Origin of the sequence: Serratia sp. CY83965 (assembly GCF_052166375.1) — a bacterium.
Lineage (GTDB): Bacteria > Pseudomonadota > Gammaproteobacteria > Enterobacterales > Enterobacteriaceae > Serratia > Serratia marcescens.
The window spans coordinates 1,066,570-1,088,289 of record NZ_JBJNOV010000001.1; the positions used below are offsets into that span (position 1 = coordinate 1,066,570).

General features: G+C 58.1%; 25 protein-coding genes. 18 read left to right on the forward strand and 7 right to left on the reverse strand.

Annotated features, from left to right (window positions below):
- The first annotated feature begins 543 nt into the window (after positions 1-543).
- Positions 544-1,503: a 23S rRNA pseudouridine(955/2504/2580) synthase RluC gene (gene rluC, locus ACJ8PL_RS05300; protein ID WP_015377448.1), complete on the forward strand. Its 960-nt coding sequence runs from the start codon at positions 544-546 to the stop codon at positions 1,501-1,503.
- Positions 1,504-1,509: 6 nt separating this feature from the next.
- Here rluC and ACJ8PL_RS05305 read toward each other — a convergent pair whose 3' ends face one another.
- A complete protein-coding gene (locus ACJ8PL_RS05305) occupies positions 1,510-2,091 on the reverse strand; it encodes a Maf family protein (protein WP_442530884.1) in 582 nt (193 codons plus the stop codon).
- A gap of 141 nt (positions 2,092-2,232) precedes the next feature.
- Between ACJ8PL_RS05305 and yceD the strand changes: the two genes are divergently transcribed.
- From yceD to ptsG, 14 genes are all read left to right on the forward strand, one after another.
- A complete protein-coding gene (gene yceD / locus ACJ8PL_RS05310; protein ID WP_442530885.1) occupies positions 2,233-2,754 on the forward strand; it encodes a 23S rRNA accumulation protein YceD in 522 nt (173 codons plus the stop codon).
- 16 nt (positions 2,755-2,770) lie between these two features.
- Positions 2,771-2,938, forward strand: a complete 168-nt coding sequence (rpmF, locus tag ACJ8PL_RS05315) for a 50S ribosomal protein L32 (protein WP_004927778.1) — start codon at positions 2,771-2,773, stop codon at positions 2,936-2,938.
- Positions 2,939-2,949: 11 nt separating this feature from the next.
- A complete protein-coding gene (plsX, locus tag ACJ8PL_RS05320) occupies positions 2,950-3,984 on the forward strand; it encodes a phosphate acyltransferase PlsX (RefSeq protein WP_004928717.1) in 1,035 nt (344 codons plus the stop codon).
- A gap of 6 nt (positions 3,985-3,990) precedes the next feature.
- Entirely contained in the window at positions 3,991-4,944 is a 954-nt protein-coding gene (locus tag ACJ8PL_RS05325; protein WP_028128023.1) for a beta-ketoacyl-ACP synthase III, read from the forward strand.
- An 18-nt stretch (positions 4,945-4,962) separates the two neighbouring features.
- Positions 4,963-5,892 carry an ACP S-malonyltransferase gene (gene fabD, locus ACJ8PL_RS05330; protein WP_015377451.1) on the forward strand — a complete coding sequence of 310 codons (930 nt, stop codon included), beginning with the start codon at positions 4,963-4,965 and terminating at the stop codon, positions 5,890-5,892.
- 11 nt (positions 5,893-5,903) lie between these two features.
- Positions 5,904-6,638 carry a 3-oxoacyl-ACP reductase FabG gene (fabG, locus tag ACJ8PL_RS05335; protein ID WP_016928193.1) on the forward strand — a complete coding sequence of 245 codons (735 nt, stop codon included), beginning with the start codon at positions 5,904-5,906 and terminating at the stop codon, positions 6,636-6,638.
- 154 nt (positions 6,639-6,792) lie between these two features.
- A complete protein-coding gene (acpP, locus tag ACJ8PL_RS05340; protein WP_004719003.1) occupies positions 6,793-7,029 on the forward strand; it encodes an acyl carrier protein in 237 nt (78 codons plus the stop codon).
- A gap of 82 nt (positions 7,030-7,111) precedes the next feature.
- On the forward strand, positions 7,112-8,353 hold the full coding sequence (gene fabF / locus ACJ8PL_RS05345; RefSeq protein WP_004928734.1) for a beta-ketoacyl-ACP synthase II: 1,242 nt from the start codon (positions 7,112-7,114) through the stop codon (positions 8,351-8,353).
- 145 nt (positions 8,354-8,498) lie between these two features.
- Positions 8,499-9,296, forward strand: a complete 798-nt coding sequence (gene pabC / locus ACJ8PL_RS05350) for an aminodeoxychorismate lyase (RefSeq protein WP_197784514.1) — start codon at positions 8,499-8,501, stop codon at positions 9,294-9,296.
- A gap of 13 nt (positions 9,297-9,309) precedes the next feature.
- The gene (mltG, locus tag ACJ8PL_RS05355; RefSeq protein WP_016928189.1) at positions 9,310-10,335 is read left to right on the forward strand and encodes an endolytic transglycosylase MltG; all 1,026 of its coding nucleotides are present in this window, start codon (positions 9,310-9,312) and stop codon (positions 10,333-10,335) included.
- A complete protein-coding gene (tmk, locus tag ACJ8PL_RS05360) occupies positions 10,325-10,963 on the forward strand; it encodes a dTMP kinase (protein ID WP_016928188.1) in 639 nt (212 codons plus the stop codon). Before mltG ends, tmk begins: the two co-directional genes overlap by 11 nt.
- On the forward strand, positions 10,963-11,970 hold the full coding sequence (gene holB, locus ACJ8PL_RS05365; protein WP_033640744.1) for a DNA polymerase III subunit delta': 1,008 nt from the start codon (positions 10,963-10,965) through the stop codon (positions 11,968-11,970). The genes tmk and holB overlap by 1 nt, the downstream gene beginning before the upstream one ends.
- A 19-nt stretch (positions 11,971-11,989) precedes the next feature.
- Positions 11,990-12,766, forward strand: a complete 777-nt coding sequence (locus tag ACJ8PL_RS05370; RefSeq protein WP_016928186.1) for a metal-dependent hydrolase — start codon at positions 11,990-11,992, stop codon at positions 12,764-12,766.
- Positions 12,767-13,109: 343 nt separating this feature from the next.
- The gene (ptsG, locus tag ACJ8PL_RS05375; RefSeq protein WP_016928184.1) at positions 13,110-14,543 is read left to right on the forward strand and encodes a PTS glucose transporter subunit IIBC; all 1,434 of its coding nucleotides are present in this window, start codon (positions 13,110-13,112) and stop codon (positions 14,541-14,543) included.
- 176 nt (positions 14,544-14,719) lie between these two features.
- Here the strand turns inward: ptsG and ACJ8PL_RS05380 are convergent, their stop codons facing one another.
- The 3 genes from ACJ8PL_RS05380 to mntR all read right to left on the reverse strand — a co-directional run bounded on the left by ACJ8PL_RS05380 (position 14,720) and on the right by mntR (position 16,395).
- Positions 14,720-14,899, reverse strand: a complete 180-nt coding sequence (locus ACJ8PL_RS05380) for an ogr/Delta-like zinc finger family protein (RefSeq protein WP_071525972.1) — start codon at positions 14,897-14,899, stop codon at positions 14,720-14,722.
- A gap of 645 nt (positions 14,900-15,544) precedes the next feature.
- Entirely contained in the window at positions 15,545-15,910 is a 366-nt protein-coding gene (locus ACJ8PL_RS05385) for a DUF4180 domain-containing protein (protein WP_110146879.1), read from the reverse strand.
- Positions 15,911-15,924: 14 nt separating this feature from the next.
- Positions 15,925-16,395: a manganese-binding transcriptional regulator MntR gene (mntR, locus tag ACJ8PL_RS05390; RefSeq protein WP_016928182.1), complete on the reverse strand. Its 471-nt coding sequence runs from the start codon at positions 16,393-16,395 to the stop codon at positions 15,925-15,927.
- Positions 16,396-16,625: 230 nt separating this feature from the next.
- Between mntR and ACJ8PL_RS05395 the strand changes: the two genes are divergently transcribed.
- Positions 16,626-17,930 carry an Nramp family divalent metal transporter gene (locus ACJ8PL_RS05395; protein ID WP_028128024.1) on the forward strand — a complete coding sequence of 435 codons (1,305 nt, stop codon included), beginning with the start codon at positions 16,626-16,628 and terminating at the stop codon, positions 17,928-17,930.
- A gap of 9 nt (positions 17,931-17,939) precedes the next feature.
- On the opposite strand, the gene ACJ8PL_RS05400 is transcribed toward ACJ8PL_RS05395, so the two are convergent.
- On the reverse strand, positions 17,940-18,845 hold the full coding sequence (locus tag ACJ8PL_RS05400; protein WP_016928180.1) for a LysR family transcriptional regulator: 906 nt from the start codon (positions 18,843-18,845) through the stop codon (positions 17,940-17,942).
- A gap of 158 nt (positions 18,846-19,003) precedes the next feature.
- Between ACJ8PL_RS05400 and ACJ8PL_RS05405 the strand changes: the two genes are divergently transcribed.
- On the forward strand, positions 19,004-19,522 hold the full coding sequence (locus ACJ8PL_RS05405) for a YybH family protein (RefSeq protein WP_016928179.1): 519 nt from the start codon (positions 19,004-19,006) through the stop codon (positions 19,520-19,522).
- 51 nt (positions 19,523-19,573) lie between these two features.
- Here the strand turns inward: ACJ8PL_RS05405 and ACJ8PL_RS05410 are convergent, their stop codons facing one another.
- The gene (locus tag ACJ8PL_RS05410; RefSeq protein ID WP_442530887.1) at positions 19,574-20,323 is read right to left on the reverse strand and encodes an SDR family oxidoreductase; all 750 of its coding nucleotides are present in this window, start codon (positions 20,321-20,323) and stop codon (positions 19,574-19,576) included.
- 99 nt (positions 20,324-20,422) lie between these two features.
- Here ACJ8PL_RS05410 and ACJ8PL_RS05415 point away from each other — a divergent pair, with 99 nt between their 5' ends.
- Positions 20,423-20,800 carry a winged helix-turn-helix transcriptional regulator gene (locus ACJ8PL_RS05415; RefSeq protein WP_072270887.1) on the forward strand — a complete coding sequence of 126 codons (378 nt, stop codon included), beginning with the start codon at positions 20,423-20,425 and terminating at the stop codon, positions 20,798-20,800.
- Here ACJ8PL_RS05415 and ACJ8PL_RS05420 read toward each other — a convergent pair.
- Positions 20,797-21,702 carry an ABC transporter substrate-binding protein gene (locus ACJ8PL_RS05420; RefSeq protein ID WP_049191427.1) on the reverse strand — a complete coding sequence of 302 codons (906 nt, stop codon included), beginning with the start codon at positions 21,700-21,702 and terminating at the stop codon, positions 20,797-20,799. The genes ACJ8PL_RS05415 and ACJ8PL_RS05420 overlap by 4 nt on opposite strands.
- Between the last annotated feature and the right edge of the window lie 18 nt (positions 21,703-21,720).

A 21,720-nucleotide genomic window follows, 5' to 3' on the forward strand; every position in this document is an offset into this window, starting at 1 on the left:
CTCGTTATTTTTACATTATCGACAAAGCTGCGGGCAAAATAACCTCATGGCCGGAGTTAAACCGAAAGCCCCGTGTCTTCTCGCAAAGTCGTCAACCTCACGGTTGTCGCCTGCATAGGGGCGCATTATCTCGGTAAGCCTGCTTTTCTTTGTGAAAGACAGCACTTTTACTAGGGGAATAGCCTCTGATTTACGTCGACAGATCTGATTCCATTTGCCGGCCAAGCTGCAACCCGCAGCCCGCTAATTGTTTGATTTCGCATTACGTCTTACGCCATTGCTGCGTTTTTGCGCGATCAGACAAATTTTATAATTCCACCGTTTTCCCTGTTTAACGAGAATCAACGCGGAAAGTGACTGCATTATTCCACTGCTGATGCCGTTATAGCAAGGTGACTTTTCCTTAACTGCGGAAGAAATCGCAAACGTTCAAATCGGCTTGCTGCCTTATTGTCCGCTGGGGTTTCGCCCGCCGTCAGAGAGACAGTTAAGCACAGAAAAAGATGTGGCGCTATTCACGCGCTCTATTTAGAATCCCGCACCATGAAAACGAACAATCCAGCAGTACAATTCATCACGATTTCCGACGACGAAGCCGGTCAGAGAATCGACAACTTTCTGCTCGCTCGCCTGAAAGGCGTGCCGAAGAGCATGATTTATCGCATCGTGCGTAAAGGCGAGGTGCGGGTCAATAAAGGGCGCATCAAGGTTGAATACAAATTGGCGGCTGGCGACGTGGTGCGCGTGCCGCCGGTGCGGGTGGCCGAGCGCGAAGAGACGCCGGTGTCGGCCAAGCTGGATAAGGTGGCCGCGCTGGCCGACTGTATTTTGTATGAAGACGACCACCTGCTGATCCTCAACAAGCCTTCCGGCACCGCAGTGCACGGCGGCAGCGGCCTGAGCTTCGGCGTGATCGAAGGGCTGCGCGCGCTGCGCCCGGAGGCTCGTTTCCTTGAACTGGTGCACCGGCTCGATCGCGATACCTCCGGCGTGCTGTTGGTGGCCAAGAAGCGTTCCGCGCTGCGTTCGCTGCATGAGCAACTGCGGCTGAAAGGCATGCAGAAAGATTATCTGGCGCTGGTGCGCGGCCAATGGCAATCGCACTGCAAGGCCGTACAGGCGCCGCTGCTGAAAAATATTTTGCAAAGCGGTGAACGCATCGTGCGCGTCAACAGCGAAGGCAAGCCTTCGGAAACCCGCTTCAAGGTGGAAGAGCGTTACGAATTCGCCACCCTGGTGAAGGCTAGCCCAATCACCGGGCGTACCCACCAGATCCGCGTGCACACTCTGCATGCCGGGCACCCGATCGCCTTTGACGACCGCTATGGCGACCGCGAGTTCGATCGCCAACTGGCGGGTACCGGCCTGAAGCGGCTATTCCTGCACGCCGCTGCGCTGCGCTTCGAGCATCCGGCCACCGGCGAAACGATGCGCATCGAAGCGCCGATGGACGAAGAGCTGCGCCACTGTCTGCAGGTGCTGCGCCGGCAGGCGGCCAAGTAATCTGCGTCACCCCAGCGGGTTGATGCCTTCAGCCCGCAACATCTCCAACAGCGCGATCAACGGCAGGCCGATCAGGGCGTTCGGATCCCGGCCTTCCAGCCTGTCGAACAGCGCGATCCCCAATCCCTCGCTCTTGAAACTGCCTGCGCAGTTCAGCGGTTGCTCCAGACGTACATAGGCGGCGATCTCCGCTTCGCTCAGCGCGCGAAAATGCACGTGAAACGGCTCGCACAAAGCTTGCAGCTGCTTGCTGCGGCCGTTGTACAGCGCCAGGCCGGTATAGAAAGTCACGGCTTGGCCACTGGCCTGGCGCAGCTGCTCCCGGGCGTTTTCCTCGGTATGGGGCTTGCCGGTGATGCTGCCATCGATCACGCAGACCTGATCGGAACCGATGATCAGATGCTCGGGATAGGCGAGGGCCAACGCCTGAGCCTTCGCCGCCGCCAGGCGCAGCACCAGCGCTTCCGCGCTTTCGCCGGGCAAGGGGGTTTCATCCACCTCCGGCGCGGCGCAGTCGAACGGCAGCTGCAGCTTCTCCAGCAGTATTTTTCGATAGGGGGAGGTGGAGGCTAAAAGCAATCTCTGCATAATTTTTTTCGCAAACCGTAGCGTAAATGGGTACGGCATTTTAAACTGTCGGCCGCTGTGGAAGCGAATATTGGTGAAAGGAGCCGTTTTACGGCCTTTTTCTTTGACTCTATGTCGTTACAAAGTTAATATGCGCGCCCTATGCAAAAGGTAAAATTACCCTTGACCATTGATGCGGTACGTACCGCTCAGAAACGCCTGGACTATGCTGGTGTCTATGCGCCTGAGCAGGTTACTCGTGTTGCCGACTCCGTGGTCAGTGTGGACGGTGATGTCGAGGTGTCGTTGTCGTTTAATATCGACAATCAACGCCTCGCGGTGATAACAGGGCATGCGGACGTCACGGTAACGTTGATGTGCCAACGCTGTGGAGTCCCGTTCGAACATCAGGTTCACACAACATATTGTTTTAGCCCGGTCGTCAATGATGAGCAGGCTGAGGCATTACCGGAAGCGTACGAACCGATCGAAGTTGACGAGTTTGGCGAAGTCGATCTGTTGGCAATGATTGAAGACGAAATTATTCTTTCACTGCCTGTCGTTCCGGTACATGAATCTGAACACTGTGAAGTGTCCGAAGCGGACATGGTATTTGGCCAACTGCCTCCTGAGGCGGAGAAACCGAATCCGTTTGCCGTATTAGCCAGTTTAAAGCGTAAGTAATTGAGGAGTAAGGTCCATGGCCGTACAACAGAATAAACCAACCCGTTCCAAGCGTGGCATGCGTCGTTCTCACGATGCTCTGACCACGACTACTCTGTCTGTAGACAAAGTATCCGGTGAAACTCACCGTCGTCACCACATCACTGCCGACGGTTTCTACCGCGGTCGCAAGGTTATCGGCTAAGTAGCGATACCTTGACTCGTCTAACCCTGGCGTTAGATGCAATGGGCGGGGACTTCGGTCCCTGCGTCACAGTGCCTGCTTCGTTGCAGGCACTGGCCTCTAATTTACAGCTTCATCTCCTGCTGGTCGGCAATCCCGACGTCATCTCTCCCTTGCTTGCCCACGCCGATCCGGTTCTTCTGGAGCGTCTGCAAGTCGTGCCCGCCGAGTCCGTGATCGCCGGCGACGCCAAACCTTCACAAGCGATACGCGCCAGCCGCGGCACGTCGATGCGCATTGCGCTCGAGCAGCTCAGCAGCGGAAACGCGCAGGGGTGCGTCAGCGCCGGCAATACCGGTGCGCTGATGGGATTGGCGAAGCTGTTGGTCAAGCCGCTGGAAGGCATCGAGCGCCCGGCGCTGATGACGGCGATCCCGAATCAGCAACGCAGCAAAACCGTGGTGCTGGATCTCGGCGCCAACGTCGAGTGCGACAGCACCATGCTGGTGCAGTTTGCCGTGATGGGGGCGGTGATGGCGGAAGAGGTGATCGGCATTGCGCAACCGCGGGTGGCGCTGCTGAATATTGGCGAAGAAGAGACCAAAGGCCTGGATAATATCCGCGAAGCGGCCGCTGTGCTAAAAAATACTCCGGCAATCAACTATATTGGTTACCTGGAAGGAAACGAACTGCTCACCGGCAAGACCGACGTGTTGGTTTGCGATGGCTTCGTGGGCAACGTCACCCTGAAAACCATGGAAGGGGTGGTCAGGGTGTTCTTATCGCTGTTGAAATCGTCCGGCGACGGAAACAAGCGAGCGTGGTGGTTGAAATTGTTGGGCCGTTGGTTGCAAAAACGGGTGGTTAAGCGGTTCGGCCACCTGAACCCCGACCAGTATAATGGCGCATGTCTGTTAGGATTGCGCAGCACCGTAGTCAAGAGCCACGGCGCTGCGAACCCTCACGCGTTTGCAGTCGCAATCGAACAGGCTGTGCAGGCGGTGCAGCGGCAAGTCCCGGAAAGGATTGCTGCGCGCCTTGAGGCTGTATTACCTAAGAGTGACTGATCGTACATGTATACAAAGATTCTCGGTACGGGGAGTTATTTGCCCGTACAAGTGCGCACCAATGCTGATTTGGAAAAAATGGTGGATACCTCTGACGAATGGATCGTCACGCGTACCGGTATCCGCGAACGTCGCATCGCCGCTGCGGATGAAACCGTTGCGACGATGAGCTTCCAGGCCGCTGAGAACGCGCTGGAAATGGCAGGTGTGGCTAAAGAAGACATTGGGCTTATCATCGTGGCGACTACCACGACCACTCACGCGTTCCCGAGCGCGGCGTGCCTGGTGCAGCAAATGCTGGGCATCAAAGACTGCGCGGCGTTCGATCTGGCTGCGGCCTGCGCCGGCTTTACTTATGCGCTCAGCGTGGCCGATCAGTACGTGAAAAACGGCGCGGTCAAACATGCGCTGGTTATCGGCGCGGACGTCTTGTCGCGCACGCTCGATCCTGAAGATCGCGGCACCATCATCCTGTTTGGCGATGGCGCGGGTGCGGTGGTGCTTGGGGCGTCTGAAGAGCCGGGCATTCTGTCTACCCATCTGCATGCCGACGGCAGCTACGGCAACCTGCTGACGCTGCCGTACAAGGATCGCCAGAATCAAGACAAGCCGGCCTATGTCACCATGGCGGGCAACGAAGTCTTCAAGGTTGCGGTCACCGAACTGGCGCGCATCGTCGACGAGACGTTGCAGGCCAACAACATGGACCGCAGCGAGCTGGATTGGCTGGTGCCGCACCAGGCCAACCTGCGCATCATCAGCGCAACGGCGAAAAAACTGGGCATGGGGATGGACAAAGTGGTGGTGACGCTCGATCGTCACGGCAACACCTCTGCCGCCTCGGTGCCTTCCGCACTGGACGAAGCCGTGCGCGACGGGCGAATTCAGCGTGGTCAACTGGTGCTGTTGGAAGCCTTCGGCGGCGGCTTTACCTGGGGCTCGGCGCTGGTTCGTTTCTGATTTGGACAGGAAGAAAAAATGACGCAATTTGCTTTTGTTTTCCCGGGCCAGGGGTCGCAGACCGTTGGCATGCTGGCCGAGTTGGCCGCACAGTTCCCGATCGTCGAAGAAACCTTCGGCGAGGCTTCTTCCGCCCTGGGTTACGACCTGTGGCAGCTGGTGCAGCAAGGTCCGGCGGAAGAACTGAACAAAACCTGGCAGACACAACCGGCTCTGTTGGCCGCTTCGGTGGCGATTTTCCGCGTGTGGCAGCAGCAGGGCGGTAAAGCGCCTGCGCTGATGGCTGGCCACAGCCTGGGCGAGTACTCGGCGCTGGTCTGCGCCGGCGTGCTGGACTTCAAGGCGGCGATTCGTCTGGTCGAGCTGCGCGGCAAGCTGATGCAGGAAGCGGTGCCGGAAGGCACCGGCGCGATGTATGCCATCATCGGTCTGGACAACGACGCGATCGCCAAGGCGTGTGAAGAGTCCGCACAGGGGCAGGTGGTTTCTCCGGTCAACTTCAACTCGCCGGGCCAGGTGGTCATCGCCGGCAACAAAGAAGCGGTTGAACGTGCAGGCGCCGCCTGTAAAGCGGCGGGCGCCAAACGTGCACTGCCGCTGCCGGTGAGCGTGCCTTCGCACTGCGCGCTGATGAAGCCGGCCGCCGACAAGTTGGCCGTGGCGCTGCAGGACATCACCTTCAACGCGCCGCAGGTGCCGGTGGTGAACAACGTCGACGTGCGCACCGAAAACGATCCTGAAGCGATCCGCAGTGCGCTGGTGCGTCAGCTGTACAGCCCGGTGCGTTGGACCGAGAGCGTAGAATTTATCGCAGCACAGGGAGTGACGTCGCTGCTGGAAGTGGGGCCGGGCAAAGTGCTGACCGGTCTCACTAAACGTATTGTTGACACCCTGACGGCTGCGGCGGTGAACGACACCGCCAGCCTGTCGGCGGCGCTTGAACAATAAAGAGGAAAATGATGAGCTTCGAAGGTAAAATCGTTCTGGTCACCGGCGCGAGCCGCGGTATTGGCCGAGCCATTGCAGAAACGTTTGTGGCACGCGGCGCCAAAGTGATCGGCACCGCAACCAGCGAGAGCGGCGCTGAAGCGATCAGCAGCTACCTGGGCGCAAACGGCAAAGGGTTTATGTTGAACGTTGTTGATGCGCAATCTATCGACAGCGTGCTGGCATCGATTCGCGCCGAATTTGGCGAAATCGACATTTTAGTGAATAATGCCGGCATCACGCGTGATAACCTGCTGATGCGTATGAAGGATGATGAGTGGGAGGATATCCTCGACACTAACCTGACTTCCGTATTCCGCCTGTCAAAAGCGGTAATGCGCGCTATGATGAAAAAGCGGTTTGGCCGTATCATCACCATCGGTTCCGTTGTCGGCACCATGGGGAACGCAGGGCAGGCGAACTACGCGGCGGCTAAAGCCGGTCTGATTGGTTTTAGCAAATCTTTGGCACGTGAAGTTGCTTCGCGTGGCATTACGGTCAACGTCGTGGCACCTGGCTTTATTGAGACGGACATGACACGGGCGTTGACAGATGATCAACGCGCAGGCATTTTGTCATCAGTTCCAGCCAACCGGCTGGGCGATGCTAAAGAAATCGCCAGCGCTGTTGCATTTTTGGCCTCTGATGAGGCCGGCTATATCACCGGTGAAACGTTACATGTCAATGGCGGCATGTACATGATTTAAAAAATGTGAAAACCATTTGCGTTATTTGAGGCAAAAACCGCAAAATAGCGTAAAATCGTGGTTTGACCAGCCGGGATTTAGTTGCATCTTTTTCAGCATTTTATACACTACGAAAACCATCGCGAAAGCGAGTTTTGATAGGAAATTTAAGAGTATGAGCACTATCGAAGAACGCGTTAAGAAAATCATTGTTGAGCAACTGGGTGTTAAACAGGAAGAAGTTTTGAACAACGCTTCTTTCGTTGAAGATCTGGGCGCTGATTCTCTTGACACCGTTGAGCTGGTAATGGCACTGGAAGAAGAATTCGACACCGAGATTCCAGACGAAGAAGCTGAGAAGATCACTACTGTTCAGGCAGCTATTGATTTCATCAACGCTAGCCAGCAGTAAGAGAACATATCTAGGCGGTCGTTCGACCGCCTAAGTTTTTTCTATCCCTAGTGTCATATTTTTCCCTCCCTGGAGGACAAACGTGTCTAAGCGTCGAGTAGTTGTGACCGGACTGGGCATGTTGTCTCCTGTCGGCAATACGGTAGAGTCCACGTGGAACGCTCTTCTTGCCGGTCAGAGTGGCATCAGCCTGATCGACCATTTCGATACCACTGCCTATGCGACCAAGTTTGCTGGCCTGGTAAAGAATTTTAATTCTGAGGATTTCATCTCTCGCAAAGATGCGCGCAAGATGGACGCCTTTATCCAGTACGGTATCGCTGCCGGCATGCAAGCCATGCAGGATGCTGGCCTGGACATCACCGAGGCTAACGCCACCCGCATTGGAGCCGCGATCGGTTCCGGCATCGGCGGCCTGGGTTTGATCGAAGAAAACCACAGTTCACTGGTTAACGGTGGCCCACGGAAAATCAGTCCGTTCTTCGTGCCATCCACCATCGTGAATATGATTGCAGGCCACCTGACAATCATGTACGGCATGCGTGGTCCAAGCATTTCCATCGCCACCGCCTGTACTTCAGGTGTGCACAACATCGGCCATGCGGCGCGTATCATTGCCTACAATGATGCGGACGTGATGCTGGCCGGTGGGGCAGAGAAAGCCAGCACCCCATTGGGCGTCGGCGGCTTTGGCGCAGCGCGCGCCCTGTCCACCCGTAATGACAACCCGCAGGCGGCGAGCCGTCCGTGGGATAAAGACCGCGACGGCTTCGTGCTGGGCGACGGCGCCGGCATGATGGTGCTGGAAGAGTACGAACACGCGAAAAAACGCGGCGCGAAAATCTACGCCGAAGTGGTTGGCTTTGGGATGAGCAGCGACGCTTATCACATGACGTCACCACCGGAAAACGGCGCTGGCGCTGCGTTGGCGATGGAAAATGCCCTGCTTGACGCCGGTGTGACCCCGTCACAAATCGGTTACATCAACGCACACGGCACCTCTACGCCGGCGGGCGATCAGGCGGAAGCGCAGGCGGTGAAATCCGTGTTCGGCGCCGATGCAGAGCGCGTGCTGGTGAGCTCGACCAAATCGATGACCGGCCACCTGTTGGGCGCGGCGGGCGCGATCGAGTCCATCTTCACCGTGCTGGCGCTGCGCGATCAGGCGGTACCGCCAACCATCAACCTGGATAACCCGGATGAAGGTTGCGATCTGGACTTCGTGCCCCACGAAGCGCGCCAGGTCAGCGATATGGAGTACACCCTGTGTAACTCCTTCGGCTTCGGCGGCACCAATGGCTCGCTGATCTTCCGCCGAGTGTAACTCGCGCGATTGTTCGCTGATGAAAAGCCCGGTTTTTTAACCGGGCTTTTTTACGCCTGGCGTCCGGCCGTCAGCAGGGCTGCGTATTGCCTCGCCGCCTGCTATTCTGCGAGCGTAATGATATCACCCGGCAACAGGAGGAAGCATGTACTGGATTAACGGACAACGCCACGATGCGCTGGCGCCGAGCGATCGCGGCCTGCAGTTCGGCGATGGCTGTTTTACGACTGCCCGGGTTATCGACGGTAAAATCGAGCTGCTGCCCTGGCATCTGGAGCGGCTGCAGCAAGCGGCGCAGCGGCTGATGCTGCCCGCCACCGATTGGCCGGCTTTCGAGCGCGAGATGGCGCAGGCGGCCGAATCAATTCCGCTCGGCGTGGTCAAAGCGATACTGACGCGCGGCAGCGGCGGGCGGGGTTACAGCCCGACCGGGTGCGAAAACCCGACGCGCATCGTGGCCCGCAGCAGCTACCCTGCGCACTATTTGCAGTGGCGCGAGCAGGGCATTACGCTTGCGCTCAGCCCGGTGGCGCTGGCGCGCAATCCGCTGCTGGCGGGGTTGAAGCATTTGAACCGCCTGGAGCAGGTGCTGATCCGCGCGCATCTTGACCAGACGGCCGCCGACGAGGCGCTGGTGCTTGACACTGCCGGTATGCTGGTGGAATGCTGTGCGGCTAATTTGTTCTGGCGTAAGGGAAAAGCGGTATTTACCCCGGATCTGAGCCAGGCGGGCGTCGCGGGCCTGATGCGGCGGCGAGTGATCGCGCTGCTGGCGGGCTCGGAATACCGTCTGCACTGCGTCAGTGAACCGCTGGATACGCTGGCCGATGCCGACGAAGTCCTGGTGAGCAATGCGCTAATGCCGTTGCTGCCGGTAAACGCTGCGCAATCATGGCGTTATGCTTCACGTCAGCTGTATGATTTTTTGCGTCCACACTGTTAACCATGGCTAATTGATGAAGAAAAGAAAGCTGAAGGTCCTGTCTGTTATTGTTGTTCTGGTATTGGCGCTGTTGTTTTGGGGCTACCAGAAGATCGAACGCTTTGCCGATACGCCACTGGCTATCCAACAAGAAACCATCTTCAAACTGCCGGCCGGCACTGGCCGGGTAGCGCTCGAAGGGTTACTGGTGCGCGATAAATTGGTGCACAATGGCCGCTGGTTCCAGTGGCTGCTGAAGCTGGAGCCGGAGCTGGCGGAATTTAAAGCCGGTACCTACCGGTTCACGCCGGGCATGACGGTGCGCCAGATGCTGAAACTGTTGGCCAGCGGCAAAGAGGCGCAGTTCACCGCACGCTTTATCGAAGGCTCACGCCTGCGTGACTGGCAGCAGGTGTTGCAGCAGTCCAAATACCTGAAACACACCCTGGCGGGCAAGAGCGAAGCGGAGATCGCCGCTGCGCTCGGCATTCCTGCGGGAGAAACCCCGGAAGGACATTTGTACCCGGATACCTATCAGTATACCGCCGGCATGAGCGACATCGCGCTGCTCAAACGCGCGCATGTGCGCATGAACAAAGCGCTGCAGGCCGCTTGGGCCGGCCGCGACACCAGCCTGCCGTACAAAAAGCCGGAAGAGCTGCTGACCATGGCTTCGATCGTCGAGAAAGAGACCGCCGTGCCGGAAGAGCGCAGCAAGGTGGCGTCGGTGTTCGTCAACCGCTTGCGCATCGGCATGCGTCTGCAGACCGATCCGACGGTGATCTACGGCATGGGCGAAAGCTATAATGGCAACATCACGCGCAAGGATCTGGAGACGCCGACGCCTTACAACACCTATGTGATCGCCGGCCTGCCGCCAACGCCGATCGCCATGCCGGGTGAGGCCTCGTTGCAGGCGGCCGCCAATCCGGCCAAAACGCCATATCTCTATTTTGTCGCCGACGGCAAGGGTGGGCATACCTTTACCACCAATCTGGCGAGCCATAACCAGGCGGTGCGCGTGTACCGTCAGGCGTTAAAGGAAAAGAATGAAAAGTAAATTCGTTGTAATTGAAGGGCTGGAAGGCGCGGGCAAAACCACCGCGCGCGATACGGTGGTCAATGTGCTGCGTGAACATGGCATCAACGATATCGTCTTCACCCGTGAACCCGGCGGCACGCCGCTGGCGGAGAAGCTGCGCGATCTGTTCAAGCGCGGCATCGACGGCGAATTGCCGACCATCAAGGCCGAAGTCTTGATGCTGTACGCTGCGCGCGTGCAGCTGGTGGAAACCGTGATCAAACCCGCCCTGGCGCGCGGCGCCTGGGTGGTGGGCGATCGCCACGATCTCTCTTCACAGGCTTACCAGGGCGGCGGCCGCGGTGTGGATCCGCAGCTGATGACCTCGCTGCGCGACACCGTGCTGGGGGATTTCCGCCCGGATTTGACGGTCTATCTCGATCTGCCGCCGCTGGTCGGCCTGCAACGCGCGCAGGCGCGCGGCCAGTTGGATCGCATCGAACAGGAGGCGCTGCCGTTCTTCGAACGCACCCGCGCTCGCTATCTCGAGCTGGCGGCGCAGGATGAAACCATCGTCACCGTCGACGCCGCCCAGCCGCTGGAGCAGGTGACCGCGGCGATCCGCGACTGCGTCGGCCACTGGCTGCGGCAGCAGGAAGGCGCATAATGAACTGGTACCCGTGGCTGAACGGCCCTTATCGCCAGCTGATTGGGCAGTACGCTGAGGGCCGTGGCCATCATGCGCTGCTGCTGCACGCGGCGGCGGGCAATGGTGACGATGCGCTGGCCTACGGCTTGAGCCGCTGGTTGATCTGCCAACAGCGCAACGGCGAAAAAAGCTGTGGCGAGTGTCACAGCTGCCGGCTGATGCTGGCGGGCAACCACCCGGATTATCATGTGCTGGCGCCGGAAAAGGGCAAGAGCAGCCTGGGTATCGAACCGATTCGCCAGGTGATTGAAACGCTGTACGCTCACGCTCAACAGGGCGGCGCCAAGGTGATTTGGCTGCCGCAGGCGGAACAGCTGACCGAGGCGGCGGCCAACGCGCTGTTGAAAACGCTGGAAGAGCCGCCGGAGAAAACCTATTTTCTGCTGGGTTGCCGTGAGCCGTCGCGGCTGATGGCGACGTTGCGCAGCCGCTGCCTGTACTGGCATTTGGCCAGCCCGGATGAACAACTCAGCCTGCAGTGGCTGAGCCGGCAGGCGGCCGGCTCTCAGACGGACCGCCTCACGGCGCTGCGCCTGCACGACGGCGCGCCGCTGGCCGCCGAACAGCTGTTGCAGCCGCAGCAGTGGCAGCAGCGCAGCGCGTTGTGCGCCGCCTTGAGCGCCGCGCTGCCGCAGCGCGATATGCTGTCGCTGCTGCCGGCGCTGAACCATGAAGACGTCGCCGAGCGCCTGCACTGGCTGTGCGCGCTGCTGGTGGACGCCATGAAGTGGCAGCAGGGCGCGCATCACTATGTATTGAATCAGGATCAGCAGCCGCTGGTGCATCAGTTGGCCAGCCTGCTGAGCAGCGCCTCGCTGCAACAGATCGTGCAGCAGTGGTTGAACTGCCGCCATCAGCTGCTCAGCGTGGTGGGCGTCAACCGCGAGCTGCTGCTGACCGAACAGTTACTTCGCTGGGAACAGATGCTTGGCGCCGCCGGCTATTCCCACCCTCACTCGCTGTAAAGTTAAAGAGTTAAACATTATGTTGTTAGTCGATTCTCATTGCCACCTTGACAGTCTGGATTATCAGACGCTGCACCAGAATGTGGACGACGCGCTGGCCAAGGCCAAAGCGCGCGACGTCGGCTATGTGCTGGCGGTCGCCACCACGTTGCCGGGTTACCGTTCCATGACCGAACTGATCGGCGAGCGCAACGACGTGGCCTTCTCGTGCGGGGTGCATCCGCTCAATCTGGAAGAGGGTTATGATTACGCCGAACTGCGTCGCCTGGCGGCGGCGGAGCAGGTGGTGGCGCTGGGAGAGACCGGGCTCGATTACTTCTACCAGAAAGACAACCTTGAGCTGCAGCAGGACTCTTTCCGCGAACATATCCGCATTGGCCGGGATCTGAACAAGCCGGTGATCGTCCACACCCGCGATGCGCGCGCGGACACGCTGGCGATCCTGCGTGAAGAGAATGCACAGGACTGCGGCGGTGTGCTGCACTGCTTCACCGAAGATCTGGCCACGGCCGAAGCCCTGTTGGATCTGGGCTTCTACATCTCTTTCTCCGGTATCGTCACCTTCCGCAATGCCGAACAGCTGCGCGAAGTGGCGCGTTATGTGCCGCTGGATCGCATTTTGGTGGAAACCGACTCGCCGTACCTGGCGCCGGTGCCGCATCGCGGCAAAGAAAACCAACCCGCCTATGTGCGTGATGTGGCTGAATACATGGCGGTATTGAAGGGCGTTAGCCTGGAACAACTGGCCGAAGCCACCACCGCCAACTTTTCACGCTTATTTCACCTCGAACTGTGATCTTTGACCTAGGCTATAGCTGTAGGTCATTGTCTGCGTAATTTTTTTTAAGCTCGTAATTAATCACTGAAACGGGTAAGGTTCCCTCCCGTTTCAAGGTGGTTGGCGCGCGTTTTTTGCTCTGTTTTGCCAAAAAAACGCCGATTTTTGCAAAAGTTGCGCGGCTCGATCATCGAAACGTGATTGTCATCAAACATTGCGCAGGCTATTTATTTTACTCTGCGTAATAAATTCAAGGGGTGCTCAGACACCCTGAATTGCAGGGGTTTTTCTCCCCCCCTTGCAGCGCGAATCATCGCGACAAGAAGTAGCAAAGCATTATTACTCAGGAGCACACTCAACTATGTTCAAGAACGCATTTGCAAACCTGCAAAAAGTAGGTAAATCGCTCATGCTGCCGGTGTCCGTGTTGCCTATCGCAGGTATCCTGCTGGGCGTCGGCTCCGCCAACTTTAGCTGGCTACCTGCGGTAGTCTCCCACGTGATGGCGGAAGCGGGCGGTTCGGTCTTCGCCAATATGCCGCTGATTTTCGCCATCGGCGTCGCCTTGGGCTTCACCAACAACGACGGCGTTTCCGCGCTGGCGGCGGTGGTAGCTTACGGCATCATGGTGAAAACCATGGCGGTGGTTGCGCCGCTGGTGCTGCACCTGCCGGCTGAAGAGATTGCGGCCAAACACCTGGCGGATACCGGCGTGCTCGGGGGGATTATCTCCGGCGCCATCGCGGCCTATATGTTCAACCGCTTCTTCCGCATTCAACTGCCGGAATACCTGGGCTTCTTTGCCGGTAAGCGTTTCGTGCCGATCATTTCCGGTCTGGCGGCGATCGTTCTGGGCGTAGTGCTGTCCTTCATCTGGCCGCCGATCGGTACGGCTATCCAGACCTTCTCGCAGTGGGCGGCTTATCAGAACCCGGTCGTGGCCTTCGGCATTTACGGCGTGGTTGAGCGTGCTCTGGTGCCGTTCGGTCTGCACCACATCTGGAACGTGCCGTTCCAAATGCAAATCGGTGAATTCACCAACGCGGCGGGCCAGGTGTTCCACGGCGACATCCCTCGCTACATGGCGGGTGACCCAACCGCGGGCAAACTGTCCGGCGGCTTCCTGTTCAAAATGTACGGTCTGCCTGCTGCGGCCATCGCCATCTGGCACTCGGCCAAGCCGGAAAACCGCGCGAAAGTCGGCGGCATCATGATCTCCGCCGCGCTGACCTCGTTCCTGACCGGTATCACCGAGCCGATCGAGTTCTCCTTCATGTTCGTTGCGCCGATCCTGTACGTGATCCACGCTATCCTGGCCGGTCTGGCGTTCCCAATCTGCATCCTGTTGGGCATGCGTGACGGCACCAGCTTCTCGCACGGCCTGATCGACTTTATCGTACTGAGCGGCAACAGCAGCAAAATCTGGCTGTTCCCAATCGTCGGCATCGTCTACGGTCTGGTGTACTACACCATCTTCCGCGTGCTGATTGCCAAGTTGGATCTGAAAACTCCGGGCCGTGAAGACACCGCTGCCGAGCAGACTGCGCAGGGCGGTTCCGAAATGTCCGCGGCGCTGGTTCAGGCCTTCGGCGGTAAAGAAAACATCACTAACCTGGATGCTTGCATCACCCGTCTGCGTGTCAGCGTGGCCGACGTGTCCAAAGTCGACCAGGCGGGCCTGAAGAAACTGGGCGCAGCCGGCGTAGTCGTCGCTGGCTCCGGCGTGCAGGCCATCTTCGGCACCAAGTCCGACAACCTGAAAACCGATATGGACGAATACATCCGTAATCACTGATTCAGGCAGGGGAGTTACCAAGGGAGGCGAAAGCCTCCCTTTTTTGTTTTTTATTTCATTGAAAAATATAAGTTTTTTATTTTTGTTGACCACATTTTTACCCGTCTGGTTTGCTCTGTGCCTAGCATCTCTATGAAAACAGATGATAAAAAACCCCGCTCAAAGGCGGTGCCGATTCACAGTGACAGGTTGAGCTGATCACGCCCATAGTGAGACGTGGGGAAAGCGTCTTGCGGGATAAAGTCGGGCGGTAGCTCTTCGCGCGGGCCGCGCTTTGTTACCAGCTTTTCAACGCTGTTTAGCGTCGTGAATGTGATACTGCATTCGAAATTCTGACACTGATGATATTGGCGTATATCACCACGAACTCACAAGCATGATTGCGGTACAGTATGACCGACAATTTCTTTTCCGTGATCTGACTGTACTTGATACTGGCAGATATAGGCGGTGCCGGCGGTGCTACAGGAGAAGAAAGAGCCTTGAGTGGGGGGATTAGCTCAGATTTGATCTGGCATTGTTTCGGCACAGAGGTTTAACCTAATCGGACAGGAAATCGCTGTGCCGGAAGTCGGCATACTTCAATGAACATTTTTTTTTAAACGTAACTCCTGAAGAAAAAGCACAACAGAAACAAGCATGACAATTGCAGAAAAAACAATGCTCGCAAGGTCGTAATTAAATGTAGTGGTATAATTATCATTATTATATAGGTGATTGTGCCTGTAGGAGTATGTTGTGTATATAGTTGTACATATTTCCACAAAAGAACCTGTTATTAAAACAAGCCAAAGAAAAAGACAGTTTACCCTGACTTTGTTCCGTTTACTCCTCCTAATGAAGATGAGTACTCCAATAAAAGCAGGGATCATAAAGGCAACTAAGTCTCTAAATGTAAATATCAATAAACCGTCCATTAATAAAATCCTTGTGTTTACTTTCATCCAACTCTGACTGTCAAGTTTGAGCTAATACAAGTAGGGCTTTTTTATTGCCTGCCGTCAGGCGCCAAGGCGCTGTTCGAGCTCGGCGAGAGAAGGGAGGAACCAGACCTGTTCGCCGCGATTGGCTTCGCGCACAAGGTCTTGCAGCGCGCAGCTTTGCGCTAACCAAGGGGTGATATCGCCCAGCAGCGTCACGCGCAGGTGGTAGTTGATGAATTTCTGCAATACGGCGCCGGCAATGCCGCTTTTGAGCTGGAAGAAGGTGGCGTCGAGGCGGTTGATGGGGAGGGCAATCATCCCGGCCTCGTGTTCAAAGGCGGGCGCGATAAACAGGCTGACGTCGTTTTCGTCTTTCAACATCGGCCCGGCTTCGGCGAAAACCACCAGGCACAGATCGTAGACTTGCTGCACGGCGTAGCTCATCGGCGCTCCGGGAGTCAGGGTTTGGCATGTTTTTGCAGGTAATGCTCGAACACCGCCAGCGTTTCGTCCGAGATATGGTGTTCAATCCCTTCGCTGTCCAGCTCGGCGGTTTCGCTCGGCACCCCGAGGCACATCAGCAGATCGACCACGATGCGGTGACGGCGGCGCACCTTCTGCGCCAGCTGCTCGCCTTCCTCGGTTAAAAACACCCCGCGATAAGGGCGCGACTCCACCAGCCCGGCGCTTTTGAGCCGCGCGATATTTTTGATCGCCGTCGGGTGAGACACGCCGAAGCGGCGCGCGATATCGGTGGTTCTGGCTTCGCGGGTGCTTTGCAGCAAATCGGCGATCAGCTCAACGTAATCTTCGATCAGCGCATTGGACTGCGCTTCGCGGGCGCGGCTAAAACGCAGGGCGTGCTCGGCCTCGTCCGGCATGTCGGTCTGGGCGTGGCGGTCGGCGTTATCTGGCGCGCGGGTAACCATAGCGTAGGGCGTCCTGTAAGCATAAAAATGGCGTCTCCCGGCAATGCGAGGAGGGTTGCCCTAAGTTAGTCCAAATAGCACACATTATCAATTCGATGCCACGCATTGTGGTAGTTAGAAATATCTCTACACAAAGCCCATTAATTTCGCCTGTTGCATAAAGTGTAGCCGATGCTACATTGTCAGCATGATCGGTGGAAAAATAACCAGTAAAAGATTAAGGGTACTTCATGCGAGACGCGGCTACTCCCTCATCGTTAACCGAACGGACCAACATTGCGATTGGCGCCGCCCTTGCCGGACGCAAGCGCGGCGCCTTTACGCCGTTGCTGTTCGCCGGCCCGGCGGTGATTGCCTCGATCGCCTATATGGACCCCGGTAATTTCGCCACCAACATTCAGGCCGGGGCGAAATACGGCTACAGCCTGCTGTGGGTGGTGGTGATGGCCAACCTGATCGCCATGCTGTTTCAGGCGCTGTCGGCCAAACTGGGCATCGTCACCAACCGCAATCTGGCGGAAATGTGCCGCGACCAGTTTTCACGGCCGGTGGTGATCGGCATGTGGCTGCTCAGCGAAGTGGCGGCGATGGCCACCGATTTGGCGGAGTTTCTCGGCGGGGCGATTGCGCTGGCGCTGCTGTTCCATATGCCGCTGCTGGCGGGGATGGGGGTGACGGCGGTGATCACCTATGCGCTGTTGATGGTGGAAAAGAAAGGTTTCCGCCCGGTCGAGCTGATGATCGGCGGCCTGGTGGGCATCATCGCGCTGTGCTATCTGGTGGAGATGTTCATCGTGCCGGTGAACTGGCAGGCGGCCGGCATCGGCATGGTGACGCCGCAGTTGCCGGATGCCCAGGCGCTGACCATCGCCGTCGGCATTATCGGCGCCACCGTGATGCCGCACGCCATTTTCCTGCACTCGGGATTGACCCAGCACCGCAGCCCGGCCAGCGACAACGGCGAGCGGCGCAAGCTGCTGCGCTTTTCCAATATTGAAGTGGTGATCGCGCTGGCCCTTGCCGGGCTGGTGAATATTGCGATGGTGATCATGGCCTCGAGCGCCTTCCACGCCGGTAACAGCGACGTGGCCGAAATTGGCACTGCCTACCATACCCTGACGCCGCTGTTCGGCGCGGCGGCGGCCGGCATCTTCCTGGCTTCGCTGATCGCCTCCGGCATTTCCAGCTCGGTGGTGGGCACCATGGCCGGGCAAATGATCATGCAGGGCTTCGTCGGTTTCCGTATCCCGGTGTGGGTGCGCCGCCTGGTCACCATGGTGCCGGCGTTTATCGTGGTGGCGATGGGCGTCAACGCCACCGACGCGCTGGTCTACAGCCAGGTGGTGCTGAGCCTGGCGCTGCCGGCGCCGATGATCGCGTTGGTGATGTTCACCCGTCGCCGCGACATCATGGGCGAGTTCGCCAACGGCCGCTGGACCAGTCTGGCGGCGGTGGTCGGCACGGTGGTGATCGTGCTGCTCAACGGGGTGTTGCTGCTGCAGACTTTCGGCGTCGATATCCCTGGACTGGGGTGAGGCGCGCGCTCAGGGCCTGGCGAATTTGTCGGTAAACAGCTCGCTGATGAAGTCGACGAAGACCCGAATTTTGTGGCTGCGATCCCGCAGGCGCGGATAGAGAATATTGATCGGCGCCCCTGTGGGCGCCCATTCCTGCAGTATCGGCTCCAATTCCCCTGTTTTCAGATAATTTTCCAGCGTGCAATCCAGCAAGTAAACCAGGCCGAGGTGATTCCTGGCCACCTCGCACAGCGATTGAGAATGGTTGAAGCTCAGCAGCGGGCTGGGCGCCAGAGAGTAGCGTTCGTCGCCGCGAATGAACTGCCAGTCGTCCGCCGCCGCTGCGCCTGAACGCATAAATCCCAGCCGCTGATGCTGTTGCAGCTGTTCCGGGTGTTCCGGCCGGCCATGGCGCGCAAAATAATCGGGCGACGCACAGCACAGGTAGCGTGGTTGCAGCAATTGACGGCTGACCATCTCGGGGATGTCGCCGGCGCCGATGCGAATAAATACGTCGGCGCGATCTTCCGCCGGATTGACCAAGCGATCGCTAACCGACACGCTGAGCTGCAACTCTGGGTATTGCGCCAAAAAAGCCGGCAGCGCCGGGGCGATATGCATGCTGCTCAGCATTGAGGCTATCTCAACCCGCAGCGGTCCGCGCGGTTGTTCAAAGTCACCCGACATGTCGTTTTTCAGCTGGTCAAACTGCCGCAGTATCTCTTGCGCGGTGCGATAGCAACGCTCCCCGGCGCTGGTCAGCGAGAAGCGCCGGGTTGAACGCTTGAAGAGGGACTGCCCGAACTGTTTTTCAAGCTGATTGATGCTGTACGTGACGCTGGCTGGGGATAGCCCCATTTTGGTTGCAGCCTGGCTGAATCCCTCCATTTCCACCACCTGGCAGAAGACGCGCAACGCATGCAGTTCGTTCATGTTAACAGTTTCCATTATTTAAATTATTAAAAGAGTATTTTTAAATATGCCAGCTGTCAATTTAACGCGGCATTGGATAATTTATTTTAAGCGTTTTTATTTATCTGAAATCGCATCCTTTATTGCCATAATGAAATAACGCCGAAGAGGATATTTATATGAAAAAGTTAACTGCCGTATTGTTATTGGCGGGCGCGGGTTTGTGCGGCCAAACTTATGCCGCAAGCAGCGAGGCCGTACCTCAACGTTACAGGGTTTCCGCAGAGGCGGGCGTCGCGGCAGAGCAGAAGGCGGTGTATGAGCTGATAAACCGCTACCAGACAGCGCTTAACGCCGGCGACACACAAACGATTTTGTCACTTTTTGCGCCAGAAAGTTACTCGCAATGGAATGAAAAACCGACGGCGGACAGCAATGAAAAGCGCCGCCAACAATATGACAACTTATTTAAAAACGAGAAATTTGAAACCGAGTTTGCTTATGACAGCGTCAGCGTGAACGGTAATATGGCCTATGTGCGAACGCACCATCATCGCGGCGCAACGGTCACCCGAATAAGCGACGGCGCCACCCTGATCGATTTAAACCGTGAAGTATTTGTATTGGAGAAACAGCAGGGCCAATGGAAGATCGTGGTCTACACCTTTAATACCAATCCGATTCAAGGGGTGAGCTGATAAGGACAGATAAAGGCCGCGCAAGCGGCCTTCTTAGGGTGTCGCGCGCGGTTACAGGTTCCCCACGCCGCCGTCCATTTGCAGCTCCGCGCCGACCATAAATGCCGACTCGTCCGCCGCCAGAAACACCGCCGCTTTGGCCAGTTCCAGCGCGCTGCCCATGCGGCCGATCGGCACCAGCGCGCGGATATCGTCGCGCAATGCCTGCTCATCCGCTTCCGCCAGCCCCAGCTTACCCAGCGCCGGGGTTTCGGTCGGGCCGGGGCTGAGGCCGTTGACGCGAATGCCGCGCGAGTGCAGCTCGCCGGAGAGCGTTCTGGCCAAAGATAACAAACCGGCTTTGCTGGCGGCGTAGGCGCTGCTCTGCGGCAGGCCGATATGGGCGCTGACCGAACCGCACAGGATCACCGAAGAAGGGTTGGCCAGCAGCGGCAGCAGCGCCTGGATCAGAAAGAACGGTCCCTTGAGGTTGATGTCCATCAGCCGCTGGTAGCTCTGTTCATCCCATTCCTGCAGCGGGCGGTGCGTGACATCGCCGGCGTTAACGTACAGCACGTCCAGCCGCGGCCACCGTTGCTCCAACTGCTGCGCCAGCGCGCGCTGTTGTGGGAGGTCGCCGGCGTCGCTCAGCAGCAGCAGCGCGTTGCCCGCCAATGCCTGGCCCGCCGCGTCCAGGGCGCGTTGGCTGCGGCCGGTGATCGCAACCAAAGCGCCCTCGGCGATGAACTGGCGGGCGGTTTCCAACCCGATGCCGCTGGTGCCGCCGGTGATCAATGCGTATTTGCCTTGCAGTCGTGACATAACCGATTCCTCTTTAGCGTCAGTTTCGGCATTATTTGCGCTATAGTTACTTTTGCATAGTAGGCACCTTTTGGATACTAATGGACGAGGTGGGATGAAATGACGACGCAAGCGCCCTTAGCGGCGGAAAATAATTTGGCGGCGTTGCCGACGGCGGGTGAACCTTGCCCGATGGTGGACTTCGTCAATCTGGTGTCGGGCAAATGGGCGATACCGATCTTGTACCGGCTGATCATGATCGATGGCCCGGTACGATTCAGCGAGCTGCAGCGGGCGGTGGCGCCCATTGCGCAAAAAGAGCTGACGCGCCAGCTGCGGCTGTTCGAACAGCGCGGTCTGGTGACGCGACAGGTGTTTCCCGAAGTGCCGCCGCGAGTGGAGTATCAGGTCACCGCGCTGGGCAAATCGCTGCGGCCAACGTTGGACTCGCTGGCCGAGTGGATGCGCCGACATGCGCCGCAGCTGATCGGCGGCTAGTCGCCGATGCCCGGCGGGTTGATGGTTGAACGCTCGACCTTTTCGTCGCCCTCGCCCCAGCGTTCCAGCACCTGCGCATATTCGCCGCTGACGATCGCGCCATTGATCGCGGCGTTGACGGCGTTCACCAACCCGTTGCCTTTTTTGGTGGTGACCGCGACATAGGCCACGTTGGGGCCGATGCCGACCATTTTGGTTTTGCCGGTCAGCGCCGCCTTGTAGGCGCCGGTAGAGTGGGGGCCGAAGAACGCATCGGCGCGCCCGGACTGAATGCTGAGGTTGGTGGCGGCGTCGTCGGTCACGTAGATCGGCTGCACCGGCGGCAGCCCGGCGGCGCGATTCTGCTTATCCCATCCCAGCAGAATGTTTTCCTGATTGGTGCCGGATCCGACGATGATCCGCAGACCGGCGACGTCCTGCGGCCGGTTGATCGCGGTGATGTTGCTGGTGGATTTGACGTAAAAGCCCAGCGTGTCCACTCGGTAAGTGGCGAAGTCGAATTTGGTTTTACGCTGTTTGGTGACGGCGATGTTGAAGATCGCCGCATCGTATTTGCCCGCGCTGATGCCAAGCGGCCAATCTTCCCAGGAGGTGGGCACCAGATTCAGCTCCAGCCCGAGGCTGTCGGCCACCAGGCGGGCGATGTCCGGATCGCTGCCGATCAGCGTTTTATTGTCTTCGGCGAACAGCGCCAGCGGCGGGGAGTTCTCGAATGCCACCGCCACCGTCAGCTTGCCGGGCACCGCGAAGTGAAAGTTCGCCGGAATCAGCGCGATAGCGGCGGGGTTCTTCTCTGCGCGTATCGGCTGTCGATTAGCCTGCAGATCGATACCGCCCGACGGGGCCGCCTGCACGGCGGCGCTCAGCAACAGCGCGCACAGCGCCGGAATCCTCGGTAACATAACGCCCTCTATCCTTTG